Annotated in this window: 22 protein-coding genes and 1 pseudogene; 5 read left to right on the forward strand and 18 right to left on the reverse strand. The window is 67.6% G+C overall.

Features of this window, described 5'->3' with window-relative positions; all coding sequences use genetic code 11:
* Positions 1 to 79: 79 nt before the first annotated feature.
* On the reverse strand, positions 80 to 676 hold the full coding sequence (locus tag RAM80_RS15295) for a YceI family protein (protein WP_158152935.1): 597 nt from the start codon (positions 674 to 676) through the stop codon (positions 80 to 82).
* A gap of 29 nt (positions 677 to 705) precedes the next feature.
* Entirely contained in the window at positions 706 to 1,257 is a 552-nt protein-coding gene (locus tag RAM80_RS15300; protein ID WP_416427317.1) for a cytochrome b, read from the reverse strand.
* Positions 1,258 to 1,524: 267 nt separating this feature from the next.
* Between RAM80_RS15300 and RAM80_RS15305 the strand changes: the two genes are divergently transcribed.
* Both RAM80_RS15305 and RAM80_RS15310 read left to right on the forward strand, forming a co-directional pair.
* Positions 1,525 to 2,931 carry an adenosylmethionine--8-amino-7-oxononanoate transaminase gene (locus RAM80_RS15305; RefSeq protein ID WP_416427318.1) on the forward strand — a complete coding sequence of 469 codons (1,407 nt, stop codon included), beginning with the start codon at positions 1,525 to 1,527 and terminating at the stop codon, positions 2,929 to 2,931.
* Between the two features lie 102 nt (positions 2,932 to 3,033).
* The gene (locus tag RAM80_RS15310; RefSeq protein WP_416427319.1) at positions 3,034 to 3,753 is read left to right on the forward strand and encodes a 16S rRNA (uracil(1498)-N(3))-methyltransferase; all 720 of its coding nucleotides are present in this window, start codon (positions 3,034 to 3,036) and stop codon (positions 3,751 to 3,753) included.
* Here the strand turns inward: RAM80_RS15310 and trhA are convergent.
* Complete coding sequence (trhA, locus tag RAM80_RS15315) at positions 3,750 to 4,367, reverse strand: PAQR family membrane homeostasis protein TrhA (protein WP_416427321.1); 618 nt, start codon at positions 4,365 to 4,367, stop codon at positions 3,750 to 3,752. The genes RAM80_RS15310 and trhA overlap by 4 nt on opposite strands.
* Positions 4,368 to 4,431: 64 nt before the next feature.
* On the opposite strand from trhA, the gene RAM80_RS15320 reads away from it, so the two are divergent.
* Entirely contained in the window at positions 4,432 to 5,352 is a 921-nt protein-coding gene (locus RAM80_RS15320; protein WP_416427322.1) for a LysR substrate-binding domain-containing protein, read from the forward strand.
* 3 nt (positions 5,353 to 5,355) lie between these two features.
* Here the strand turns inward: RAM80_RS15320 and madM are convergent, their stop codons facing one another.
* From madM to pilG, 15 genes and pseudogenes are all read right to left on the reverse strand, one after another.
* Positions 5,356 to 6,123 carry a malonate transporter subunit MadM gene (gene madM, locus RAM80_RS15325; RefSeq protein WP_416427323.1) on the reverse strand — a complete coding sequence of 256 codons (768 nt, stop codon included), beginning with the start codon at positions 6,121 to 6,123 and terminating at the stop codon, positions 5,356 to 5,358.
* Between the two features lies 1 nt (position 6,124).
* Positions 6,125 to 6,532 (reverse strand): malonate transporter subunit MadL, encoded by a 408-nt coding sequence (gene madL / locus RAM80_RS15330; protein ID WP_416427325.1) that lies wholly within the window; start codon positions 6,530 to 6,532, stop codon positions 6,125 to 6,127.
* A gap of 42 nt (positions 6,533 to 6,574) precedes the next feature.
* Positions 6,575 to 7,501, reverse strand: coding sequence for a malonate decarboxylase subunit epsilon (gene mdcH / locus RAM80_RS15335; protein ID WP_416427326.1), 927 nt, complete (start codon positions 7,499 to 7,501; stop codon positions 6,575 to 6,577).
* Positions 7,498 to 8,097, reverse strand: coding sequence for a malonate decarboxylase holo-ACP synthase (locus RAM80_RS15340; RefSeq protein WP_416427327.1), 600 nt, complete (start codon positions 8,095 to 8,097; stop codon positions 7,498 to 7,500). The genes mdcH and RAM80_RS15340 overlap by 4 nt, the downstream gene beginning before the upstream one ends.
* Positions 8,088 to 8,879: a biotin-independent malonate decarboxylase subunit gamma gene (mdcE, locus tag RAM80_RS15345; RefSeq protein ID WP_416427488.1), complete on the reverse strand. Its 792-nt coding sequence runs from the start codon at positions 8,877 to 8,879 to the stop codon at positions 8,088 to 8,090. Before mdcE ends, RAM80_RS15340 begins: the two co-directional genes overlap by 10 nt.
* Positions 8,880 to 9,692, reverse strand: a pseudogene (locus RAM80_RS15350) (biotin-independent malonate decarboxylase subunit beta); the annotation flags it as partial. It abuts the gene before it with no gap.
* Positions 9,685 to 9,984 carry a malonate decarboxylase subunit delta gene (locus tag RAM80_RS15355; RefSeq protein ID WP_416427328.1) on the reverse strand — a complete coding sequence of 100 codons (300 nt, stop codon included), beginning with the start codon at positions 9,982 to 9,984 and terminating at the stop codon, positions 9,685 to 9,687. The pseudogene RAM80_RS15350 and the gene RAM80_RS15355, both read right to left, overlap by 8 nt.
* Positions 9,984 to 10,856: a triphosphoribosyl-dephospho-CoA synthase gene (locus RAM80_RS15360; protein ID WP_416427329.1), complete on the reverse strand. Its 873-nt coding sequence runs from the start codon at positions 10,854 to 10,856 to the stop codon at positions 9,984 to 9,986. Before RAM80_RS15360 ends, RAM80_RS15355 begins: the two co-directional genes overlap by 1 nt.
* Positions 10,856 to 12,532 carry a malonate decarboxylase subunit alpha gene (gene mdcA, locus RAM80_RS15365; RefSeq protein ID WP_416427330.1) on the reverse strand — a complete coding sequence of 559 codons (1,677 nt, stop codon included), beginning with the start codon at positions 12,530 to 12,532 and terminating at the stop codon, positions 10,856 to 10,858. The genes RAM80_RS15360 and mdcA overlap by 1 nt, the downstream gene beginning before the upstream one ends.
* A 169-nt stretch (positions 12,533 to 12,701) precedes the next feature.
* Complete coding sequence (locus RAM80_RS15370) at positions 12,702 to 13,160, reverse strand: chemotaxis protein CheW (RefSeq protein WP_416427331.1); 459 nt, start codon at positions 13,158 to 13,160, stop codon at positions 12,702 to 12,704.
* A complete protein-coding gene (locus RAM80_RS15375) occupies positions 13,153 to 18,981 on the reverse strand; it encodes an Hpt domain-containing protein (protein ID WP_416427332.1) in 5,829 nt (1,942 codons plus the stop codon). The genes RAM80_RS15370 and RAM80_RS15375 overlap by 8 nt, the downstream gene beginning before the upstream one ends.
* Before the next feature lie 26 nt (positions 18,982 to 19,007).
* Positions 19,008 to 21,059, reverse strand: a complete 2,052-nt coding sequence (locus RAM80_RS15380; RefSeq protein ID WP_416427334.1) for a methyl-accepting chemotaxis protein — start codon at positions 21,057 to 21,059, stop codon at positions 19,008 to 19,010.
* A 30-nt stretch (positions 21,060 to 21,089) separates the two neighbouring features.
* Positions 21,090 to 21,623 carry a chemotaxis protein CheW gene (locus RAM80_RS15385; protein ID WP_416427335.1) on the reverse strand — a complete coding sequence of 178 codons (534 nt, stop codon included), beginning with the start codon at positions 21,621 to 21,623 and terminating at the stop codon, positions 21,090 to 21,092.
* Between the two features lie 9 nt (positions 21,624 to 21,632).
* Positions 21,633 to 21,998 (reverse strand): twitching motility response regulator PilH, encoded by a 366-nt coding sequence (pilH, locus tag RAM80_RS15390; RefSeq protein ID WP_416427336.1) that lies wholly within the window; start codon positions 21,996 to 21,998, stop codon positions 21,633 to 21,635.
* Positions 21,999 to 22,018: 20 nt separating this feature from the next.
* Positions 22,019 to 22,417: a twitching motility response regulator PilG gene (gene pilG, locus RAM80_RS15395; RefSeq protein WP_416427337.1), complete on the reverse strand. Its 399-nt coding sequence runs from the start codon at positions 22,415 to 22,417 to the stop codon at positions 22,019 to 22,021.
* Between the two features lie 186 nt (positions 22,418 to 22,603).
* On the opposite strand from pilG, the gene gshB reads away from it, so the two are divergent.
* Both gshB and RAM80_RS15405 read left to right on the forward strand, forming a co-directional pair.
* Complete coding sequence (gene gshB, locus RAM80_RS15400; RefSeq protein ID WP_416427338.1) at positions 22,604 to 23,557, forward strand: glutathione synthase; 954 nt, start codon at positions 22,604 to 22,606, stop codon at positions 23,555 to 23,557.
* Positions 23,558 to 23,668: 111 nt separating this feature from the next.
* Positions 23,669 to 24,574 (forward strand): TonB family protein, encoded by a 906-nt coding sequence (locus tag RAM80_RS15405; RefSeq protein ID WP_416427339.1) that lies wholly within the window; start codon positions 23,669 to 23,671, stop codon positions 24,572 to 24,574.
* Positions 24,575 to 24,617: the final 43 nt, after the last annotated feature.

Here is a 24,617-nt window from a genome sequence, read left to right on the forward strand (position 1 = left end):
GCTTGCCAGCGAGTTTTTCAATTCCACAGGCACAAAAAAACCGCAGCCATTGGCTGCGGTTTTTTTGTGCGCCGAAGAATTACTTCTTCTGCACGCCCTCGAACGTGATGTCCAGGGTCAGGGTGTCGGACTGCGGGCCCAGGTCCATCATCTTGCCGAAATCAGAGCGCTTGATGGTGGTGGTGCCTTCAAAGCCGGCACGGTAGCCGCCCCATGGATCCTTGCCTTCGCCCAGGAACACGGTCTTGACCACGACCGGCTTGGTCACGCCGTGCAGGGTCAGGTCACCGGTCACGTCGGCGGTCAGCTTGCCATCAGCATTCTTGCCGGTTGGCTTGACGCTGGTCGACACGAAAGTAGCGGTTGGGTACTTGTCGGTCTCCAGGAAGTCCTTGCTCTGGATGTGCTTGTCACGCTCGGCGTGGTTGGTGTCGACGCTCTTGGTGTTCAGGGTGATGCTGATCTTGCTGTCTTCAGGCTTGGCAGCGTCGAAGCTGAAGGTACCGGTCCAGTCCTTGAAGGTGCCGTAGATGAAGCTGTAGCCCAGGTGGCTGATCTTGAAGTTGATGAAGGCGTGGTTGCCTTCCTTGTCGATGGTGTAGTCGGCAGCCATGGCCTGGCCGGCCGTCAGCAGTGCGGTACCCAGAGCCAGAGCGGCCAGTGTCTTTTTCAACATGTGCGGTATTCCTTGGGTTGAGTTGAAGGTCAGCCTTTGCGGCCCAGCATGCGTACCAGGGTCGCATCACGATCGATGAAATGGTGTTTCAGGGCGGCCAGGCCATGGAGTACAGCGAAGATCACCAGGATCCAGGCCAGGTACAGGTGCACGTCACCCGCGGTTTCCGCCTGGTTGGGCAGGCCGCTGATCAGCGCGGGTACTTCGAACAGGCCGAACACCGGGATGCCCACGCCGTCGGCGGTGGAGATCAGGTAACCGGCCGCCATTACCAGGAACAGGTCCAGGTAAAGGAAGGCATGGCCCAGCTTCGCCGCGATGCGCGTCAGCCGGCCCTGGGTGGGCGGTGGCGGCGGCGGTGGGCTGATGAAGCGCCATACCACGCGCAACAGCATGAAGAAGAACAGGGTCAGGCCGATGCTTTTGTGCAGGTCGGGGCCGGCCTTGCGCCATGGGTCGTAGTAGCCCAGGTCGACCATCCACAGGCCCAGGGCGAACAGGCCGAACACGGCCAGCGCCACGCCCCAGTGCAGGAGGATGCTGACCCAACCATAGCGAGAAGGTGAATTGCGTAGCTGCATCACGGTGTTCCTGTAAGTTCTTCGACAAAGACTAGCTTTTTATCTATCGAATTAAAGCGGAAAATTTCGCTTTGAAATATCTAGATACCCGATCAATAACTATAGATGCAAAGCGTTAAGCGAACGTTAATTGTGGGAGCTGGCTTGCCAGCGAGCTGGGCGGGCGATGAAAAACTCGCTGGCAAGCCAGCTCCCACAGTCTTGTTAGTTGCCCCCAGCCCATGCATTGCATAGGCTTGCGACCACGCTGCTGCCAGGAGAGAGAAAATGGGCCTCAACAATCAGTGGATGCAACGCGACCTCGCGGTCCTGTGGCACCCCTGCACCCAAATGAAAGACCACGAACAACTGCCGCTGATTCCGATCAAGCGCGGTGAAGGCATCTGGCTGGAAGACTTCGAAGGCCAGCGCTACCTGGACGCGGTCAGCTCGTGGTGGGTGAACGTCTTCGGCCACGCCAACCCGCGCATCAACCAGCGCATCAAGGACCAGGTGGACCAGCTGGAGCACGTCATCCTTGCCGGCTTCAGCCACCAGCCGGTGATCGAGCTGTCCGAGCGCCTGGTGAAGATGACGCCCGAGGGCCTGAACCGGGTGTTCTACGCCGATAACGGCTCGTCCTGCATCGAAGTGGCGCTGAAAATGAGCTTCCACTACTGGGTCAACCGCGGCCAGCCGAACAAGAAGCGCTTCGTCACCCTGACCAACAGCTACCACGGCGAAACCATCGCCGCCATGGCCGTGGGCGACGTGCCGCTGTTCACCGAAACCTACAAGGCGCTGCTGCTGGATACCATCAAGGTACCGAGTCCCGACTGCTACCTGCGCCCCGAGGGCATGAGCTGGGAAGAGCACTCGCGCAACATGTTCCTGGCCATGGAACAGACCCTGGCCGAAAACCACGACAGCGTCGCCGCCGTCATCGTCGAGCCGCTGATCCAGGGCGCCGGCGGCATGCGCATGTACCACCCGGTGTACCTCAAGCTGCTGCGCGAGGCCTGCGACCGCTACAACGTGCACCTGATCCACGACGAGATCGCCGTGGGCTTCGGCCGCACCGGCACCATGTTCGCCTGCGAGCAGGCCGGCATCCGCCCGGACTTCCTATGCCTGTCCAAGGCGCTCACCGGCGGCTACCTGCCGCTGGCCGCGTGCCTGACCACCGACGACGTGTACAGCGCCTTCTACGACGACTACCCGACCCTGCGCGCCTTCCTGCACTCGCACAGCTACACCGGCAACCCGCTGGCGTGCGCGGCGGCCCTGGCGACCCTGGACATCTTCGAACAGGACAACGTGGTGGAGAACAACAAGGCCCTGGCCGCGCGCATGGCCAGCGCCACCGCGCACCTGGCCGACCACGCCCACGTCTCGGAAGTGCGCCAGACCGGCATGGTGCTGGCCATCGAGATGGTCCAGGACAAGGCCACCAAGACCGCCTACCCGTGGCAGGAACGCCGCGGCCTGCAGGTGTTCAACCACGCCCTGACCCGTGGCGCGCTGCTGCGCCCGCTGGGCAGCGTGGTGTATTTCCTGCCGCCGTACATCATCACCCCGGAGCAGATCGACTTCCTGGCCGAGGTGGCCAGCGAAGGCATCGACATCGCCACCCGCACCAGCGTCAGCGTGGCCGTGCCGAGCGACTTCCACCCCGACTTCCGCGACCCGGGCTAACCACACGACTTCGTAGCAGCTGCCGAAGGCTGCGTCCGCAGGCAACACAATAGTGCGCCCGGACGCAGCCTGCGGCAGCTGCTACGGCTACCGAGACTGAACATGAGACTCTCCCGTTTTTACATTGATGCCCCCCTGAGCCTGGGCGAGCACGAACTGCCCGAGGCCCAGGCCCACTACATCGGCCGCGTGCTGCGCATGGCCGAAGGCGATGCCGTGCAGCTGTTCGACGGCTCGGGCCAGGAATACCGTGGCGCCCTGCTGGAAGTGGGCAAGAAGCGCGTGCGCGTGCAACTCGACGAAGCCTTCGCCGGCCAGCCTGAATCCAGCCTCAGGATTCACCTGGGCCAGGGCCTGTCCCGTGGCGAGCGCATGGACTGGGCCATCCAGAAAGCCACCGAACTGGGCGTCAGCGAGATCACCCCGATCATCAGCGAGCGCTGCGAAGTGCGCCTCAAGGACGAACGCGCCGAAAAGCGCCAGGCCCACTGGCAGCAGATCGCCGTCAGCGCCTGCGAGCAATGCGGGCGCTCCACCGTGCCGGTGATTCATGCACCGGTGCTGATGAGCGAATGGCTCAAGGCCTGCGACGCCGAGCTCAAGCTGGTGCTGCACCCGGTGGCCGAGCCGCTGGTGAGCCACGCCCGGCCTGCCAGCCTGGCGTTCCTGATCGGCCCCGAGGGCGGCCTGTCCGACGCCGAGGTTGGCCAGGCCCAGGCCGCCGGCTTCCACTCGGCACGCCTGGGCCCGCGGGTGCTGCGTACCGAGACCGCGCCAGTGGTGGCGCTGGCCGTGGCGCAGCAGCTGTGGGGCGACTTCTAGAGGACGTAGAAGAACACCGCCACGAAGTGCAGCAGGCTGCCGGCAATCACGAACAGGTGCCAGATGCCGTGCCAGTGGCGGAAACGCTGGTCGTAGGCAAAGAAGATGATGCCCACGGTGTACAACACGCCGCCGGTCGCCAGCCAGGCGAACCCGGCGGTGCCCAGCGTCGCCAGCAGCGGTTTGACTGCTACCAGCACGATCCAGCCCATCACCGCGTAGATGACAATGGACAGCACCCGCGCCTCCGAGCGCGGCTTGATCTCTTGCAACATGCCGATCACCGCCAGCCCCCAGACAATGCCGAACAGGGTCCAGCCCCAGGGCCCGCGCAACGTCACCAGGCAGAACGGCGTGTAGCTGCCGGCGATCAGCAGGTAGATCGAAAAATGATCGACCTTTTGCATGATCACCTTCGCGCGCCCCCGCACGCTGTGGTAAACCGTCGAGGCGCTGTAAAGAATCACCAGGGTCACACCGTAGATCGCCATGCTGACGATCTTCCACACGTCGCCCTGGAAACTTGCCAGCACCAGCATCCAGACAGCACCAATGGACGCCAGCACCGCACCGACCAGGTGTGTCCAGGCGTTGAATCGTTCGCCGTGATACATGCAGTCGTTTCTCCTTGGTCTCGATTGGTATGCAATCGCCCCCTACCCTAACAGAGCCAGTGTGATGTTGATTGATGAAGAGTTGACGTTGAAGAAGCTGGAAATCTTCCTGGCCTTCATGCGCACCGGCAACCTGGGGCGCGCGGCGGCTGAGCTCAATACCAGCAACGTCAGCGTGCACCGCGCCATTCATTCGCTGGAAAGCGCCCTGCGCTGCCCGCTGTTCAAGCACGAGGGGCGCAACCTGACGCCGCTGGAAAGTGCCTATGTGCTGGAAGAGCACGCACAGAAACTGGTGCAGGACGTGGTCGGCGCCGTGCGCCTGACCCGCGAGGCGGCAGGTTTCTCGGCCGAGCGTTTCCGCCTGGGTTCGCTGTACTCGCTGACGGTGAAGACCGTGCCGCAGCTGATCATGGGCCTGAAGCTGCGGCGCAGCGAGCTGAACATCGACCTGATCCTGGGCTCCAACACCGACCTGCTGTACAAGCTCAAGAACATGGAAGCGGACGCCATCCTGGTGTCCCTGGACGAGACCGTCAGCGACCCGGACTGCGAGCAGCTGCCGCTGTTCGCCGACGACATTTTCCTCGCCACCCCGGCCGACTCGCCCTTCGCCGGGCGCAGCGAGGTGGACCTGGCGGAGCTGCGCGAGGACACCTTCATCACCCTGACCCAGGGCTTTGCCACCCACCAGGACGGCGCCCGGGTGTTCCGCCAGGCCGGCTTCGAGCCCAAGGTGGCGATGCAGGTGAACGACATCTTCACCCTGCTGAGCATGGTCAGCTCCGGCGTGGGCTACGCCCTGCTGCCGGGGCGCGTGGCCGCGGTGTACGAGAACCGCGTGCGCCTGGTGCCGCTGCAGGCGCGGTACCACCTGCAGCAGCATATTGGCGTGGTGTTCCTGCGCGCCAAGGAGCGCGATCCCAACCTGCTGGCGCTGCTGGCAGAATGCCGGATGTACACCAACCGCCTGAGCACCCCGTAACCCTCATCCCCCAACGATGGCGCGCACCGCCAGGTACAGCACCGAGGGGCCCAGCAGGCAGCCCAGCCCGGTGTGGAACGTGGCCGTCAGCGCGCCATAGGGCACCAGCCGCCGGTCGGTGGCAGCCAGCCCTGCAGTAACCCCACTGACCGTACCCGCCAGCCCGCCGAAGACCATCGCCGAACGCGGGTTGTCGAGGCCCATCCAGCGCGCCGCCAGGGGCGTGCCGACCATCACCAGGATCGCCTTGATCAGCCCCGTGGCAATCGACAGCGCCACCACGTCCGAACTGGCGCCAATGGCCGCACCGGTCACCGGGCCGACGATGTAGGTCACCGCGCCGGCGCCGATGGTGGTCATGCTCACCGCGTCGCGGTAGCCGAAGGCCCAGGCCACGCAGCAGCCGAAAATGAACGGCAGCAAGGTCCCCAGCAGCAACGAGAAGGCGCCGATGAAGCCGGCCTTGCGCGCCTCGGTGGCCTGCACCTCGAAGGCGGTGGCGACGATGGCAAAGTCGCGCAGCATGGCGCCACCCATCAGGCCGATGCCGGAGAACAGCGACAGGTCGGCCAGGCCCTTCTGCCCGCCGGTCAGGGTGCCGCCCACCCACGCCAGCACCAGGCCGATGACGATGGCAAACGCCGAGCCGTGCACACGGCCGAAGGTCAGGCGCCGCGACAGCTGCACCGAGACCCACATCACCACGCCGACGAAAGCGAACGCGGTGACCAGGCCGTTGTTTTCCAGGGCATGTTCGATGAGGTTCCACATGTCAGTGCGCCCCTACCGGTTCAACCGCTTCAGGCACTTCGGGCGGCAGCGGCTCGCCCTTGTGGGTGCGGCTGATCAGGGCGATGGTCGAGCCGCAGATCAGCACCGAGCCGATGGCCGCGATCACCGCCACCGGGCCGCCGTGCAGGGCGGTCACCACGTTCTGCTGGGCGGCCATGGCCACCACCACCGGTATGTACAGCGCGCCCCAGAAGCCCACGCCCATCTCGCAGTCCTTGCTCAGGCCGCCGCGCCGGGCCATGTACAGGCGCGCGCAGATCAGCAGGATCATGGCGATCCCCACCCCGCCCACGTTGGATTTGACCCCCAGCAGCACCCCGAGCAGGTCGCCCGTGATAACCCCGGCCAGGGTACAGATAGCCAGCAATGCCACACCGTAGATAATCATTGTCGTTGTCCTCGATTGTTGTTTTTGTCGGGCGGTTGCAGATTATTGGGGGCGCCGGGCGTCCTCCTGCATCAATGCCTGCAAGGTATCCAGGCGGGTGCCTTGCCAGGCAACCAGGGTGCCCTCGCTGAACGCGCGGCGGCTGAGGCCGGTGAGCACGGTGCCCGGCGGCATTTCGATGTGCAGGCGCACGCCGCGCTCGAAGGCGGTGCGGGCCAGCGCGCGCCAGTCGACGACACGGCACAGGTTGAAGGCCAGGTCATCGCGCAGCCGCTCGGCCTGCACGATCGGCCGGGCGCTGGTGCTGCTGAGGTAGCGGATGCGCGGCGCCTGCAACTTGACCTGGGCGAACGCCGCCGCCAGCTGCTGCGCCGGTTCTGCCAGCAGCGGGCAGTGCGACGGCACGCTAACGGCCAGCGGCCTGGCCAGCCCGGCGCCCTCGGCCCGGGCCCGGGCAGCCACGGCGGCCATCGCCGCGTCGCTGCCGGCGATCACCAGTTGGTTGTCGGCGTTGATATTGGCCAGGTACACCGGGCCTTCGGCCTCGGCCAGCAACTGTTCGACCCGCGCCAGCTCCAGGCCGACGATGGCGGTCATGCCATAGCCCCGGGGATAAGCGGCCTGCATCAACTCGCCGCGCAGGGCCACCAGGCGCACGGCGTCGGCAAAGTCCAGGGCACCGGCGACCACGGCGGCCGGATAGGCACCGATGGACAAGCCCGCCACGTAGTCGGGCAGCGGGCCGTCCTGCAGCAACAGCCGCGTGCTGGCCACGCCTGCCACCAGCAGGCACAGCTGCACGGCGCGGGTGTGGGCCAAGGCCTGGGCAGTGTCGAGGCCGAGTACGTCCTCGCCCAACGCCGCGCTGGCCTCGTCGAGGCAGGCCTTGATCACGGCGTGATCCGGCAGGCCATGCAACATGCCGGGCTGCTGCGCACCCTGGCCGGGAAACGCCAGCAGGGTGCTCACGAGGCCAGGCTCCAGGGATCACAGACCAGCCGCGCGCCGTCGGCGGCCTTGAGCAGCACCTTGTGGCTGCTGCCGGCCCATTCGCGCAAGGCCACCGCACCGGCAGGAGTCTGCAATTGCAGGTCTACGGCCGGTTCCAGCACGCTCAACAATCGTCGCGCCGCGCCCCGCGACAGGGCCTGCGGCGTGCGCAGAATCAGGTCCAGGTCGCTACCTTCGTGCAGCGCAGCGCAACCGCTGGCCAGCTCGAACCCGGCGCTGCCGCTCACGCCCCATACCAGGCCGCAGGCATCCAGCCGGGGGCGCAGCCGGTACAGCGCCTGCAGGGCCGGCCAGTCGCGCTGGCCCACGCAATGGGTCAAGGCTTCCGGGCTGACCTGGCTACTGACTGCCGCCAGGGGCATGGTGGTGGCGTAGCGCTGGTCACGACTGATGCCGCGTACGCCCACCGCCACCTGCCCGGCTGCCACGCTGGCGCGACGCACCACCACCGGCTGCCCGTCGGCCAGCGCCGAGGCAGCCCAGGCCGGGGCATCAGCCGGCAGCATGGCCGGCGTCAGGCCCCACAGCAGGTCGTGGGGGCGGATCACTGCCATTGCTCGCGCAGCAGCTGGCGCACCCGCGCCGAAGCGGCCCGGTTCGGCGCCCCCAGGCGGCCGGCAAGGTCGCGGTCATCCGCGCCGATATCCGCCAACGCCTGGGCCAGGCAGGCTTGCACGCGGCTCACGTCGTCGGCCGTGGGTTGCTCTATCTGCGCCACCGACAGGGTTTCCCACAGCAGCCCCAGGCTGGCGTAGCTGTCGATGTCGTAGGCCATGGGCGGCACGCTGGCGGCCAGGGCTTCCAGCGCCTCGACACTGCGCTGGGTTACCCGCGCCGCCGAGGCCTTGCCCATGGCATGCACCTGCACGCCCGGGTCACGCAACGCGATGAGCCGGTTGGCCTGGTAGCCGTGGGCCAGGAACGCGCCGGACATGGCCTTGCCCACCAGCAGCGCCACCACCGGGTGGCCCGCCAGGCGTGCACGGGCGTAGGCGTCGGCCGCACCCGCCAGGGCCTGGTGAATGCCCAGCTCTTCCTCGCGGCGACCGTAGGCCTGGCTGGGCACATCGACGATGGCGACCAGCGCACGCTTGCGCGGCGCATCGCGGTCGGCGCTGATCACCTCGTCCACCGCCTTGGCCAGCCCCCAGCCCTCCAGCAGGCCAACTTCACCCTGGCGGGCGCGGGGGAACGGGTTCTCGGGGTCGGCGACCACCGCGATGAAGCGGGCGCTGTCACTGTCGGCGGCCAGGACAGAGTCCGGCAGGCCGGCGACCGAACGGGTGTTGGCCGCAAGGGCAGCAAACCAGCTGGCGCCACGGGTGGAGGCCGGCAGTGGTTGGCTGGCGGGCAGGCGCTCGACCGCCGCCAGCTGTTGCAGGAAGTGCTCGTGCTGCTGGCTACGCAACTGCGCCGGCACGCCTTGGGCCAGGCAATCGACCACGCTGGCCTGGATCTGCGCCACGTCGTCACGCACGTAGGCATCCGCCAGCCCCTGGTCGAAGCGCTTCTCGCCACCGCACAGGCTCCAGATAAAGGGCCGGTCGCGCGAATCGTATTCGCCGATGCCGGCTTCCTGCTCGATCACCTGCGGGCCGTTGAGCCCCAGGCGCGCCTCGCGCGTCACGATCAAATGGCTGCACAGCCCGGCGGCGATGGACATGCCGCCGAAGCAGCCGACGCTGCCGGCAATCACGCCGATCACCGGCTGGTACTGGCGTAGGTCGACAATGGCGGCATGGATATCGGCAATCGCCGCCAGGCCCAGGTTGGCTTCCTGCAGGCGCACGCCACCGGTTTCCAGCAGCAGGATGGCAGCCGTGGGAATGCCCTTGCGGTTGTCGGCCGCGGCCAGTTCCAGCGCCCCGGCGATCTTGGCGCCGCTCACCTCGCCCAGGCTGCCGCCCTGGAACGCGCCTTCGATGGCGGCCAGCACCACCGGGCGGCCGTTGACCGTGCCCTTGGCGATGACCGCACCGTCGTCGGCCTGGGGCACCACGCCCTGGCGCGCCAGCCAGGGCGACATGACGCGCTGGAAGGGGTCGATCAGCTCGTGGAAGCTACCCTCGTCCAGCAAGGCCCTGGCCCGCTGGCGGGCGCCGAGTTCGATGAAGCTGTGCTGTTGCAGCAGGCGCGTGGTGTCAGTCATGGCCGATCTCCTCCAAGGCCTGTTCCAGGCGCAGGCGGACCACCCCCGGGGTGGCGCCGAAATCATTGATGTCGATGCGCAGGGCCGGCAGCGCCTGGCCGCTGAACAGCCGGGCGAACAGGTGTTCCCAGCGCTGCGCGGCGCCGTTGACCGAGGTCACCACCTGGATCGCCAGGGTGCCGGCGGTGCCCGGCTCCAGCAGCACTTCCAGGTCGCCCGAGCCTACGCAGCCCACCAGGGCGCGGCCACGGGCCGGTTGCCCGGCGGGGAATTCGAAGTTCAGGGTTTCCATCAGGCAAGGCTCCGTGAATGCTCGCCACGTTCCAGGCGATCGATGAACAGGCAGGCGGCCAGCAGGTCGGCGGCGCCACCGGGCGAGGCGTTGAGGGCCAGCAGTTGCTGGTCCAGTGCATGCAGGCGCCGGCGGCCCGCCAGGGTGGCACTGCCACCGGCCGCCAGCACGGCTTGCGCGCCTTGCTGCATGGCCGCAAGGCCCTCGGGGCCGGCGCGGTACAGCACGCAGGTGTCGGCCAGGGTGGCCATGATTGCCAGCAGCGCGTCCAAGCGCGCGTGCTGCTCGCCATGCCCGGCCAGGCGGCTGGCGCGCAACTGCGGCAGGCCGTGCTGGATGACCGTGGGGAACCCGGCCTGGGCTTCGGCGCGGGCACCGCCGGCGCCATAGCGCTGCTGCACCACTCGGCCGTGGCTCAGGGGTTGCGGCGCCAGGCGGTCCGGCAGGCGCGCCAGGGCGCCGGCGCGCTCGGCCACGGCGGCCGGCGCCAGGTCGTCGGGCGCCAGTGCGGCCGCAGCCACCAGCAGGCCCAGGGCCCAGATGGCGCCGCGGTGGGTATTGACCCCTGCCGTGGTGCGCAGCATGTCGGCCTCGCCCTCGCGGCCGTGCTGCCCCAGGGCTTCGCGCAGGGGCAGGTCGACGCGGCCAGCCAACAGCGCCGCCCCGGCCATGGCCTGGAACGCCGGCCACAGGGCCAGCGCCGAGGCGTGCATCAGGCCCAGGTGCAGGTCGTCATGGGCGCCGCTGCCACGCCGGTCCACCAAGGCAGGCTTGGGCGACAGGTCGGCTTCGTCGATCAGCGCGTCCACCGCGAGGTCGGCCAGCCGCTCGGCCAGGGTCAGTACGTTCGGTTGAGCTATGAGCGCATGCATCACCAGCTCCTGAATTTCGCAGGGGGGTTGTAGAGGCCGCCGGACCACTCCACCAGGTCGGCGATGCTCTTGGCCGCCAACCATTCACGGGTGGCGTCGGTGCGGCGGATGCCCAGATCCTCGGGCAGCGCGATCAGCCCTTCGCGGCGCATGCGCGCGGTGTCGGCCGGGTTGTGGCGCAGGCCGATGGCGGTAACCCCGGCCACGGCAGCGATCATCGCCTGGCGCTCTTCCAGCGAGCGCGCCTTGTACAGGTAGGCGATGCCCTCTTCGGTAAGCAGGTGGGTGACGTCGTCGCCGTAGATCATGATCGGCGCCAGGGCCATACCGGTCTTCTTCGCCACGTCCACCGCGTCCAGGGTCTCGACAAAGGTCGGTTTGCCGCCCTCCTGGAACGTCTCGACCATCTGCACCACCAGCTTCTGCCCGCGCTCCAGCAAGGTGGCGTTGGCATCGGCGCCAGGACGGCGCATGTCCAGCCACGCCGGCGTGCCGTGGCGGCGCCCGCGGGGGTCGTGGCCCATGTTCGGCGCGCCGCCGAAGCCGGCCAGGCGCCCGCGGGTGACCGTGGAGGAATGGCCGTCGCCGTCCACCTGCAGGGTCGCGCCGATGAACAGGTCCACGGCGTACTGGCCGGCCAGCTGGCAGAACATGCGGTTGGAGCGCATGGAGCCGTCGCGGCCGGTGAAGAACACGTCTGGCCGGGCGGCGATGTAGTTCTCCATGCCCAGCTCGGTGCCGAAGCAGTGCACGCTCTGCACCCAACCGCTTTCGATGGCCGGGATCAGCGTGGGGTGCGGGTTGAGGGTCCAGTTGCGGCAGATCTTGCCCTTCAGGCCCAGGGACTCGCCGTAGGTGGGCAGGATCAGCTCGATGGCGGCAGTGTTGAAGCCGATGCCGTGGTTCAGCGACTGCACGTTGTGTTTTTCGTAGATGCCGCGGATCGCCATCATCGCCATCAGCACGTGCACCGGCTTGATGTGCCGGGGGTCGCGGGTGAACAGCGGCTCGATGTAGAACGGCCGGTCGGCCACCACCACGAAATCGACCCAGCTGGCCGGGATGTCCACGCGCGGCAGGTCGCTGACATCGTCCACCAGCTGGTTGACCTGGACGATGACGATGCCGTCGCTGAAGGCCGCCGGCTCGATCAGCGCCGGGCTGTCCTCGGTGCTGGCGCCGGTGTAGATGTTGCCTTGGCGGTCGGCCATGAAGCCGGCCGAGAGCACCACGTTGGGGATCAGGTCCACCACCAGCCGCGAGTACAGTTCGATGTAGGTGTGGATGGCGCCGATTTCCAGCAGGCCGTCTTCCAGCAGCTGGCTGATGCGCAGGCTCTGGGTGCCGGCGAAGGAGAAGTCGAGCTTGCGGGCGATGCCCTTTTCGAACAGGTCCAGGTGCTCGGGGCGGCCGACGCTGGGCATGATCATGTGCAGGTCATGCAGCTTGCCGGGGTCGGCCTGGGCCAGGGAGCGCGAGAGAAAGTCCGCCTGCTTCTGGTTGTTGCCTTCCAGCACCACCCGGTCGCCGGGCATCAGCAGCGCTTCCAGCGCGGCGACGATGCCATCGGTGGGCAGCACCACGCCGTCGGCCAGGGCGCTTACCTGCGCCAGGCGCCGCTGCTTTTCGCTGCGCCGTCGCGACCACTGTGGCTCGGGGGTGTTTGTGATTGTCATGGGGCCTCCACGGCGGGGATGTCGTGGGTAGACCTTAGGCGCGCGGGGCGGGGGTATCAATCAAGCAGCGGGTGGAATCATTACCTTGGGGGTAATGATTGTGGGAGCTGGCTTGCCAGCGAGTTTTTGGTGGCCCCGAAAAGCTCGCTGGCAAGCCAGCTCCCACAAGTCACAGGGCGGCGGCATCCAACAGGCGTTCGATGCCTACCAGGTCGGGCACCTTGGCGACTTGTTCGCCGACCTGCACCGCCGCCACTTCCAGGGGCGCCAGCGGCACGTCGACGTAGCTCAGCTGGCTGTCCAATCGGCACGAACGCGGCACGCCCTGCACCAGCAGGCCGATGAAGCGCAGCGGGCTGCCACCCACCGCGTTGAGCACCACGATGCGCGCCTGCGGGCCCACCACCGGCACCGCGCCGCAGGCGGCTTCGAAGCTCACCAGCGGCAGCACCTGGTTGCGCCAGGTGATGTGCCCCAGGTGCCAGGCCGGGCGGTCGGGGGCCGGCTGGCCGAACTGGTAGCCAATCAGCTCGGCCACCGCCACGTTGGGCAGCACCAGGGTGCGGTCCGCCAGCGGCAGCAGCAGCGCGGTGAGGGTGGTGCGGCGGCCGATGGCACGGTCAAGCATGGCTGCGGCTCCATTGGGCGATGCTGTCGAGCAGTACCGATTCCTGGTACGGCTTGCCCAGGTAGTCGTTGACGCCAATGGCCATGGCCCGTTCGCGGTGCTTCTGGCCGGTGCGCGAAGTAATCATGATGATCGGCAGGTCTTTCAGGCGCGGGTCATGGCGGATCTGCGTGGCCACCTCGAAGCCGTCCATGCGCGGCATCTCGATGTCCAGCAGCAGCACGTCAGGCACGTGTTCCTGCAGCAGGGCCATGGCATCGACGCCGTCCTTGGCCGTCAGCACGGTCATGCCGTGGCGCTCCAGCAGGCGGCTGGTGACCTTGCGTACGGTGACCGAGTCGTCCACCACCATCACCAGCGGTGGCCGGCTGCTGGCGGGCTCCGCCACCGGCAGCGGCGGCTGCACGCTGGCCGGTTGCGCCTGCGACTGGCGCGCATGCGCGGCGCGCACCTGGGCCAGCAGGTCGAGAATCAGCACCACGCGCCCGTCGCCCAGGATGGTGGCGCCGGACAGGCCCTGCACCGCCGCGAACTGCGGCCCCAGGTTCTTCACCACGATTTCCCGGGAACCGGCCAGGGCATCCACCTGCACGGCCATCTGGTGGTCGTGGCCATGGATCAGCAGCACCGGCAACGGTGCGGTCTGGCCCAGCAGGTTGGGCCGCGGCGTGTTGTACAGCAGGTCGCCCAGGTAGCGCAGGTCGTAGCTCTGGCCGCCATAGTGATAGCGCGGCGGGTCCAGGTGGTAATACTCTTCAAGCTCGGCAGGCATCACCCGCACGATGCCTTCCAGGCCATTGAGCGGCAGCGCGTAGACCTCCTCGGCGCACTGCACCATCAGCGCGCGGTTCACCGACACGCTGAACGGCAGGCGAATCTGGAACCGCGCGCCCTGCCCCGCCCGCGAATCGATGATCATCGAGCCGCCCAGCTGCTTGACCTCCTCGTGCACCACGTCCATGCCCAGGCCGCGCCCGGAAATCTGCGTGACCTTGGCCGCCGTGGAGAACCCCGGCTCGAGAATGAACTGCAGCACCTCATGGTCGCTGATGTCGCTGTCGGCGCTGATCAGCCCGCGCTTGACGGCCTTGGCCCGCACCGCGTCCAGCGGCACGCCGGCGCCGTCGTCGCTGAGTTCGATGACGATGTCGCCGCCCTCGTGCAGCAGGTTCAGGCTGATGCGCCCGCGTGCCGGCTTGCCCTTGGCCAGGCGCACCTCGGCCGGTTCCAGGCCATGGTCGACGGCGTTGCGCAGCATATGTTCCAGCGGCGCCAGCATGCGTTCCAGCACGCTGCGGTCCATCTCGCCCTCGGCGTTGCCGACGTCGAACTCGACCTCCTTGCCCAGCTCGCCCGCCACCTGCCGCACCAGCCGCTGCAGGCGTGGCAGCATGCGTTCGAACGGCACCATGCGCGTGCGCATCAGGCCTTCCTGCAGCTCGGTGTTCACCCGCGCCTGCAACTGCAGCAGCTTGTGCGCGTCCTGATTGCGGGCGGCCAGGGTTTCCTGCAGGTCGAGCAGGTCGGAGGCCGATTCGAACAGCGCCCGCGACAGCTGCTGCAGCTGCGAATGGCGGTCCATCTCCAGCGGGTCGAAGTCTTCGTAGCCCTGGCGCTCGCTGTCGGCGTGCTGCCTGCTGAGGATGCGCCCCTGGGTCTCGGTGTCCAGGCGGCGCAGCTGCTCACGCATGCGCTCGATGGTGGTTTCCATTTCACCCAGGGCCACCTGCGCGTCGTTGACCTGCTGTTCGATGCGGCCGCGGAAAATCGAGGTCTCGCCAGCCAGGTTGCCCAGGTCTTCAAGCAGCTCGGCGGCTACCTTGACCATGTCGCCCGGTGCACGTTCCTGCAATGCCGCGGGCGGCTCGGGCAGCAGCACCGCGCGCTCGGGCTGCGGCGTGGCCGGCACCGGGCTGACGAAACCGCGGATGGCGGCGATCAGCGTCGGGTCGGCGTTGACCGGCTGGTGCCGGCGCAGGGCGTCGAGCATGTTGCCCAGGCGGTCGTGGCCGTTCTGCAGCAGGCTGAACAGCGGCGGGCTGGGCGCCAATACGCCGGCGGAGAGGTTTTCGTAGAGGAATTCCAGCTCGTGGGCCAGGTCGCCGATGGGCGCGATCTCGACCATGCGCGCGCCGCCCTTGAGGGTGTGCAGGTCACGCAGCAGGTTCTCGATTTCCAGCGTGTTGCGCGGCTCGGCCTGCCAGCGCTGCAAGGCGGCGCCGGAGCTTTCGACGATGTCGAAGCCTTCTTCGAGGAACACTTCCAGCAGTTCGTTATCACCCGCGCCGGCCGCAGGCTGGCTACTCTCCTCTGGCTCGGGCACGGCAGCGTGGCGGCTTGCGGCCAGGGCCTGCACCAGGTCTTCGGCGCTGCTGGCAGCCTGGCCACGGCGCAGCTGCTCGAGCATGGCCGCCAGCTGTTCGTGGCTGTCCAGCAGCAGCGTCGCCTGGGCTTCGCTGAAGGCCAGGCGGCGCTTGCCGAGGGCCTCGTAGTGCAATTCCAGTTGCTGCGCCAGCTCGTCGATGGCTGCCACGTCGGCCATGCGCGCCGCGCCCTTGAGGGTGTGCAGGTCGCCTTGCAGCGAGGTCAGCGGCGCCAGGTTGTCGGGGTCGGCCAGCCAGCGCTGCAGGGCCTGGTCGGCGCTCTCGAGCAGGTCGGCGCCTTCGTCGAGGAAGAACGCCAGCACGCTGTCATCGGCATGGCTGGCATGCGCCGGCAGTTCCGTGATGCCGTCGGCGCCCACGCGTCCCATGGCGCCGGGGGCCAGGCCCTGCTCCACCAGCGCGTGCAGTGCGCGGATGCGCTCGGGCTGGGGCGTCACGGCCTGGCCGGCGGCCACCTGGTCGAGCATGTCGATCAGGCCGTCATGGGCGCGCTCGGCTTCGTCGAAGAACGCCGCGTTGACGTTGACGCTGCTTTCCTCGGCCGCGCCGTACAGGTCCAGCAGCGCTTCGCACAGCTCGTCCACGTCGGGCAGGTCGGCCCACTGCGCGCCCTCGCCCAGGCGCGTCAGCTCGTCCAGCAGGCGCTCCAGCTCGTTGCGGTCGTTGGGCTGCTGGCGCCAGCGGCGCAGCAGGGTCTCGGTGTCGTAGAGAATGTCCATGGCCTGGCCCAGGAACGCCTGGGTGGCCTGCGGATCGCGCCGCGCCTGGGGCGCATCGCCCAGGGGGGCCAGGCGCTGTTCCAGGTGCGCGCTGGCCTCGGCGGCCAGCGCCGCGGCACCGGGGATTGCCGCCAGCGGCGTGCTGGCCAGCTGGGCCAGCCCGGCGTGCCAACAGCTTACGGCGCGGCCGAGCAGGTCCAGTTCCAGCGCGTCCAGGTCCAGCTGGTGTGCCTTGTATTCGCGGGTCAGGGCATCGAGCGGCGTGGCCAGCTCGGCCATGGGCAGCACGCCAGCCATGTAGGCGCTGCCTTTAAGGGTGTGCAGGGCGCGTTGCAGGGGGTCGTCCACGGCCAGCGGCTGGCCGCCGGCAACGGCGAGGAAACGCTCGACGGTGGCCAGGTGGCCCAGGGCTTCGCTGCGGAAGATGTCCAGCAGCTGCGGGTCCAACTCGGCTTCATCGGCCTTGGCACCGGCCAGGGCATGGGCCTGGCCCGCCAGCAGGTCGACCTCGTCGCACTGGCGCTGGCGGTGGCTGGCGAAGTCGGCCGCCAGGCGTGGCAGCAGCGCCTGGGCCTGTTCAAGCAATTGTTGCACCTGGGCCGTGTCGCGCACGCTGTCGTCCAGCACGCGGTTGAGCAGGTTCTCGCAGGCCCAGGCCAGCTCGCCCAGCACCAGCGCGCGGACCATGCGGCCGCTGCCCTTGAGCGTATGGAAGGCCCGGCGCAGTTCGGCCAGCGCGCGGCGGTCAGCGTGGTCGGCGGCCCAGCGCGGCAAGTATTCGCGCAGCACCTGCAAGACCTCGTCGGTCTCTTCCAGAAACACTTCGCGCAGCTCATCGTCCACCGGTGGCTCGTCGGCAGGCGGTGGCAGCAGGCTGCCGGGGGCCGACTGCGCCGGCGGGTTGAACGTGGGCACGGGGCTGGCCAGCACCTGGGCCAGGGACTGCGCCACCTGGGGGCTGGCCAGCGGCTGCAGGTCGCGCAGCACCAGGGCCTCGGCGGGGCTCAGCACTTCTTCCAGCACCGGCACGTCCAGCGCCGTGGGCAGGTAGCCCAGCGCGGCCAGGCCCTCCTCGGCCACGTCGAGCACACGCTCGCCTGGCGCCTGGGGGTCGTTGCTCAGGCGCTCCAGGTAATACTCGATGGCGCTCAGGGCATCGGCCAGGTTGTCCATCTGCCGGGCACCGGGCTGCTGCGGGTCGGCCAGCAGGTGCGCCTTGATGTAATCGTTGCAGGTCTCCAGCAGCGCTGCGGCGCGCACCAGCGGGATCATCGCCAGGGCGCCGCGCACCTGGGTGAGCAACGCCGGCAGGGGTTGCAGGCGCTCGCGGTCGCGGCCCGATTCCAGGTATTCGCTGATCATGTCCTTGGCCTGCTGCAGGCCGAAGCGCGCTTCCTTGATCACCAGTTGGTGGATCTGGGTCAGGTCGGTGCTGGGCAGGTGGCTGTCGTCGGCGCGGCTTGGCTCGTCAGGGCCGACCATGCCCACCAGGGTCGATTCCACGTACAGCAGCGCCCCGGCCACGTCCATCAGCACCGAATCGCTGGGCTCGCGCAGGCCCTGGGCCAGGCCGTGGATCACCGCCATCTGGTCGAGGATGACCTTGCGCGGCTGGCCGAAGCCCAGCACCGCCAGGGTGTCGGTGACCTGGCGCAGCGACGGCACCAGGCCATCCAGCGCCGAGACCTGCTGGCGGTCGCCACGCACGAAGTGGTCGAGCTGTTCCTTGACCCGCACCAGCTCCTCGCACAGGGCGCTGACCACCGAACGCAAGGCGTCGGGGTCGGGCACCACCAGTTGCGCCTGCTCCTGGGCCAGGGAGCGCCCAGGCAGCGGCGGCTCGCCCAGCTCATAGGCCTCGCGCAGCAACTGCAGGCGCGGCGACTGGCCGCGGGCGGTGGCCACGTAGAACAGCAGGCCCTTGAGGAGTTGCGCCGGCGCGGCCTGGTTGATGCCGACCACGCCCTCTTCCAGCAGGCGCTTGAGCTCGCGGTCGCACTCCTTGAACAGGCTGTTCAGCGCCGGGCTGGGCAGCACGCTGCCGTGCTGCAAACCCTCCACCAGCGCCGCCGCCACCTGCCACAGGGGGCTGAGCGGCGCGCCGTGGCACAGGTTTTCCAGGCGGTCGAACACCCGCGCCATCTGCCCCAGGTGCAGGGCCACTTCCGGCTCGCGCACCAAGCCCACCAGCGCCTGCTGCAGGCTCTGGCGCAGCTTGCGCAGCCATTCGGGCCACTCCGGGCTGTCGAGTTGGGCCAGCTGGTTCACGTCCAGGGCTTCGGGGGTGGGCAGGTCAACGCCGAACAGGCTGTTTTCCGCCAACGGCGCCGCACCACGTGCGCCGCGCAAATCATTGATCAAGGGCAATACCACCAGAGGCAGGTCGCGCCGGGCCAGGTGCACCTGGTCCAGGTAAAGAGGTAATTGGGTGAAGGCCAGCAGCAGCCATTTCACGGCTTCGGCCTGCTGGGTGACGCGGCCGTGGGCCAGGGCCCGGCCCAGGTGTTCGATTTCCTCGGCAAACAGCGCCGCGCCGTAGAACTCGACCATCTGCAGGCTGCCGTGCACCTGGTGCAGGTAGCCCAGGCAACGGCCCATGGCCTCGCCGGCATGGGGTTCGGCGATAAAGGTTTCCAGGGCCGCGCGGGCCTGTGCGAGGGTCTCGGCGATTTCGCCGCGGACCCACTCCAGCGCTACGTAATCGTGGCGGTCAGCCATGGCGCATCCCCTGGTGGTGCCTCAACTCAGCCCGGCTCCCTGGCCTTGGGCAAGGTAAAACCCGACACCGAGCGGCGCATCTCGCTGGCCATGTGGGCCAGGTTGCCGATGCTCTCGGCGGTGGTGGTGGTGCCGGACGAGGTCTGCTCGGTGATCTGCTGGATTACCGACATGGTATGGGAAATCTGCCCGGCCGAGCTGGTCTGCTGCTGCGCGGCGGCGGAAATGGTCTGGATCAACGCCGCCAGGTCCTCGGACACGCCTTCGATCTCCTCCAGGGCCACCCCGGCGTCGTGGGCCAGGCGCGCACCGCGCACCACCTCGAAGGTAGTCTGCTCCATGGAGATGACGGCTTCGTTGGTGTCGGCCTGGATGGCGCGCACCAGCATCTCGATCTGGCGGGTGGCCGACGATGAGCGCTCGGCCAGGCGCTGCACCTCGTCCGCCACCACGGCAAAGCCGCGCCCGGCCTCGCCGGCCATGGACGCCTGGATGGCAGCGTTCAGGGCGAGGATGTTGGTCTGGTCGGCGATGTCGTCGATCAGGCTGACAATGTCACCGATTTCCTGGGAAGACTCACCCAGGCGCTTGATGCGCTTGGACGTATCCTGGATCTGCTCGCGAATATTGTCCATGCCGCGGATGGTGTTGTGCACCACCTCGCTGCCCTTGCTGGCGATGGTCACCGAACGCTCGGCCACCTTGGCTGACTCCCAGGCGTTGGTGGACACCCGGTCGATGGACTCGGCCATGTCGCTGATGGCCATGGACGCCTCGCTGATCTGTTGCGCCTGCATCTCCGAGGCGCGCGCCAGCTGGCGGGCGCTGGCCTGGGTGTCCTGCACGGCGGCGGCGACTTCCTCGGCGGTGAGGTTGATGGTGGCCACCAGGTCGCGCAGCTGGTCGATGGAATAATTGATGGAGTCGGCGATGGTGCCGGTGAAGTCCTCGGTCACCGAGGCGGTCACGGTCAGGTCGCCGTCGGCCAGGTCCTCGATCTCGTCCAGCAGGCGCATGATCGCCGCCTGGTTGCGTTCGTTCTTCAGCGCGGTTTCGCGAAGCTGGCGGTTGGTCTCGCGCACCATCACCAGGCCGATGAGGATGATCGAGCCCAGGGCCAGCAGGCCCAGCACGTAGCCACCGACGGTATCCAGGGTGCGGCTGCCGGCCAGGTTCTCGAAGCTGATGGCCAGGTGCGAGGCCTCGTCCAGCAGGGTCTGGGACAGGCCGAAGATGGTGGTGGAGGCCTCGCGGACCTGGAACAGCTGCGGCGAGGTCTCGAGGATTTCGTCCACGGAGCCGGAGACGAATTCGAACAGCTCGGCAATTTCCTTGAGCCGTGCGCGGGCGTCGCGGTCCTGCACCTGGCTGATCTGGATGCTCGGGTCGCCATCGAGCATGCCGCGCAGCACCTGGCCGAAGCGGTTGGCGTCGCGGCCGAAGGACTCGGCAGCCGCCGCCGCCGTCTCGTCACCCGAGAGCACGGTGTTCACCGAGCCCAGGATACGCTCGGCCAGCAGCGACTGGCGCTGGGCCACGGCCACCTGGCTGGCGGGAGCGCCGCGCTGCAGGAGGATTTCCACCACCTTTTCGTATTCCACCTGCAACTGCGGCACCGTCTCGCCGAGGGTGGCGGCCACTTGGTGCAGCGACAGCACCGTCTGCTCGCTGGCGAGGATGGCGTCGGTGTTCTTGCGCAGGTTTTCCCAGTCGCGCTGCACCAGGCGCATGTCCTGGTGCACGGCGGCCGGCGCCGGCGGCAGGCCGGTGCTGGTGTCGCCGGACTTGAGCAGGCTCCAGCGGCGATCGAAGTCGTTGCGCGCCTCGGCCAACAGCTTGAACGCCTGGGGCTTGCCGGACGCGGCTTCGGTGGCGTTCTTGGCGATGTTCTGCGACAGCACCCGCAGTTCGCCGGCGTTGCCGATGTACTGCTTGTCGTAGTTGGACTGGGTGTTGAGGTAGGCGAAGTTGGCGAACAGCAGCATGATCGAGACGATTAGGGCGACGAACAGCCCCGCGATCTGCGCGCTGCTGCGCGAGCGCTGTGCCGGTTTGCCAGTGGTGTTTGCCTTGGTCATGGTCAGGCCCCCGCCTGTACTGGGAGCATATCAAAGAGCCACGTTCATGAACCCGGGCAGGTGGGCCAGCGCGAACGGGCTGAACACGTGCCACAGCTGGTCGCGCTGGAAGTGGCCCTGCACGAAGGCCGCCATGCCCGCCGGCAGGTCGCCGGCCACCGACAGGTCGAGGCTGTGCAGCGGAAAATGCTGCAGGCCGCCCACTTCGTCCACCAGCAACCCGGCAATCCATTCGTCACGGTCGATCACCAGCACCCGCCGGTGCTTGTGCACGGCCAGGGGCTCGTGGCCCAGCAGGCCGCTCAGGTCCAGCACCGGCAACAGCCGCCCGCGCACGTTGGCCACGCCCAGCAGCCAGGGCTTCACCCCCGGCACGCGGCTCAGGCGCGGCTCGTGCAGCACTTCGGCCACCTCGCCCATGGGCGCCACGTACCAGTGGCTGCCCAGGCGGAAGCCGATGCCGCTCCAGGTCTGCAGGTGGTTTTCCTGGGACGGCAGCTGCGCCGCCAGCTGCCGGCAGCGCTGGTCGATGTCCAGCAACAGTTCGAAGGCGGTCTGCGCCATGGCCGGCTATCAGCCCGCCAGCACGGCGTTCAGGGTCTTGATCAGGGTTTCTTCTTCCACCGGCTTGGTCAGGTAGTCCTTGGCGCCCTGGCGGGTGCCCCAGACCTTGTCGGTCTCCTGGTCCTTGGTGGTGATGATGATCACCTTGATGTGCGCGGTTTCGGCGTCCTTGTGCAACTGGCGGGTGGCCTGGAAGCCGTTGAGGCCAGGCATGACAATGTCCATCAGCACCGCATCGGGCTTTTCCTGGCGGGCCAGGGCCACGCCATCGGCGCCGTTCTCGGCCTTGAGCACTTCATGACCGTGCTTCTCGAGCATGCTGGTCAGTTTGTACATTTCGGTCGGCGAGTCGTCGACGATCAGAATACGAGCCATGGTGTTCCCCATTTCATTGATTAGTGCGCGGCGGCGAAGCCCGGTACGTGCGCCCTGATGGCGCCCAGCAGTTCTTCCTTGCTGAAGGGCTTGGTCAGGAACTGGTCGGAGCCCACGATGCGCCCGCGGGCCTTGTCGAACAGGCCGTCGCGCGACGACAGCATGATCACCGGGGTGGCCTTGAACGCGCTGTTGTTCTTGATCAGCGCACAGGTCTGGTAACCGTCCAGGCGCGGCATCATGATATCGACAAAGATGATACGCGGATGATTGTCGGCGATCTTGGCCAATGCATCGAAGCCGTCGGTGGCCGTGATGACCTCGCAGCCGACATTTTCGAGCAGCATCTGGGCGGTGCGACGAATCGTCTTGGAGTCGTCGATGACCATGACCTTGAGCGCTGCGGGGTGCTGTTCCATAAGGGTCTGCTTTGGAAGGCTGAAAAACTGGCCGGGAACCGGCTCCCACATCAACAAGCCTTTTTAGCACACTCGCTCGGTGCATTCCATCAAGCGCCCCCTTGACCCGGCGGCCCGTCGGCGCCACCCTGACGCCACTTTTCAAGACCTGTCCACGGCGGCCCAAGCCGCCCAAAGGAGCTTCCCATGAGCGTACGCCTCGGCATTGTCATGGACCCCATCGCCGAAATCTCCTACAAAAAGGACAGCTCGCTGGCCATGCTGCTGGCTGCCCAGGAGCGCGGCTGGACCCTGTTCCACATGGAAATCCAGGACCTCTACCAGGCCAAGGGCCAGGCCCGCGCGCGCATGCGCCCGCTGAAAGTGTTCGCCAACCCCGAGCACTGGTTCGAGTTCGAATCCGAAGTGGACGCGCCGCTGGCCGACCTCGACGTGATCCTGATGCGCAAGGACCCGCCCTTCGACCTGGAGTTCGTCTACAGCACCTACCTGCTGGAACAGGCCGAGAACGACGGCGTGCTGGTGGTGAACAAGCCGCAATCGCTGCGTGACTGCAACGAGAAAATGTTCGCCACGCTGTTCCCGCAGCTGACCCCGCCGACCATGGTCAGCCGCCGCGCCGACATCCTGCGCGAGTTCGCCGCCGAGCACGGCGACGTCATCCTCAAGCCGCTGGACGGCATGGGTGGCACCTCGATCTTCCGGCACCGCCCGGGCGACCCCAACCTGTCGGTGATCCTCGAGACCCTGACCGCCAACGGCACCCAGCAGATCATGGCCCAGCGCTACCTGCCGGCCATCAAGGACGGCGACAAGCGCATCCTGATGATCGACGGCGAGCCGGTGCCCTACTGCCTGGCGCGCATCCCCGCCGCCGGCGAGACCCGTGGCAACCTGGCCGCCGGTGGCCGTGGCGAAGCGCGCCCGCTGAGCGACAAGGACCGCTGGATCGCCGAGCAAGTGGGCCCTACCCTGCGCGCCAAGGGCCTGCTGTTCGTGGGCCTGGACGTGATCGGTGAAAACCTCACCGAGATCAACGTCACCAGCCCCACCTGCATCCGCGAGATCGACGCTGCGTTCGGCACCAACATCGGCGGCCAGCTGATGGACGCCATCGATCGCAAGCTCAAGGCCCGCTGAGCGACAAGCCGGGGGTTTTTCCGCCCAGTGCGTTATGATGCACGCCCTTTTTCAGCTGTGGGGCGTGCGCTGGCGGACTGACCCCCGCGCCGCATGACTGCCGGATACCCGATGACTGCCGTAACCGATCTTCCTGCCAAGTATTCCCGTGCTTCCGTGCGCCCGGCGGACCGGCTCGGCTTCACCCTGTTCGTCGCCGCCCTGCTGCACGTGGCGGTGATCCTGGGTGTGAGCTTCACCATGGTCAAGCCTGCGGAAATCCGCCAGACCCTGGAAATCACCCTGTCCACCTTCAAGGACGCCAAGGCGCCGAAGAAGGCCGACTACCTGGCCCAGGACAACCAGCAAGGCAGCGGCACCCTGGACAAGAAGGCACTGCCCAAGACCACCGAGGTGGCGCCGTTCCAGGACAACGTCATCAACAAGGTCACCCCGCCGCCCGTGGCCAAGCCCGAGGTCAAGCCCGAGACCGCGCCGGTGAAGAAGGCCGTGACCACCGTGGCGCCCAAGCCGCAGAAGGTCGACACCCGTCGCGATGCAGTCAAGCAGGAGGCCCAGCCGCAGAAGGCCACCCCCGACTTCGACAGCACCAAGCTGTCCAGCGAGATCTCCAGCCTGGAGGCCGAGCTGGCGCACGAGCAGCAGCTGTATGCCAAGCGCCCGCGCATCCACCGCCTGACGGCCGCCTCGACCATGCATGACAAGGGTGCCTGGTACAAGGACGACTGGCGCAAGAAGGTCGAGCGCATCGGCAACCTCAACTACCCCGAGGAAGCCCGCCGCCAGCAGATCTACGGCAGCCTGCGGCTGATGGTCTCGATCAACAGCGACGGCTCGCTGTACGACGTGATGGTGCTGGAGTCCTCCGGCCAGCCGCTGCTGGACCAGGCCGCCCAGCGCATCGTGCGCCTGGCCGCGCCGTTCGCGCCGTTCACCGGCGACCTGTCGGACGTCGACCGCCTGGAAATCATCCGTACCTGGCGCTTTGCCAAGGGCGATCGTCTTTCCAGCAACTGATTGGCACGAAAACAGTCTTGAAAGTCGGCTTGTCAGCCCGCCT

The organism is Pseudomonas sp. App30, from assembly GCF_047947025.1.
GTDB lineage: Bacteria > Pseudomonadota > Gammaproteobacteria > Pseudomonadales > Pseudomonadaceae > Aquipseudomonas.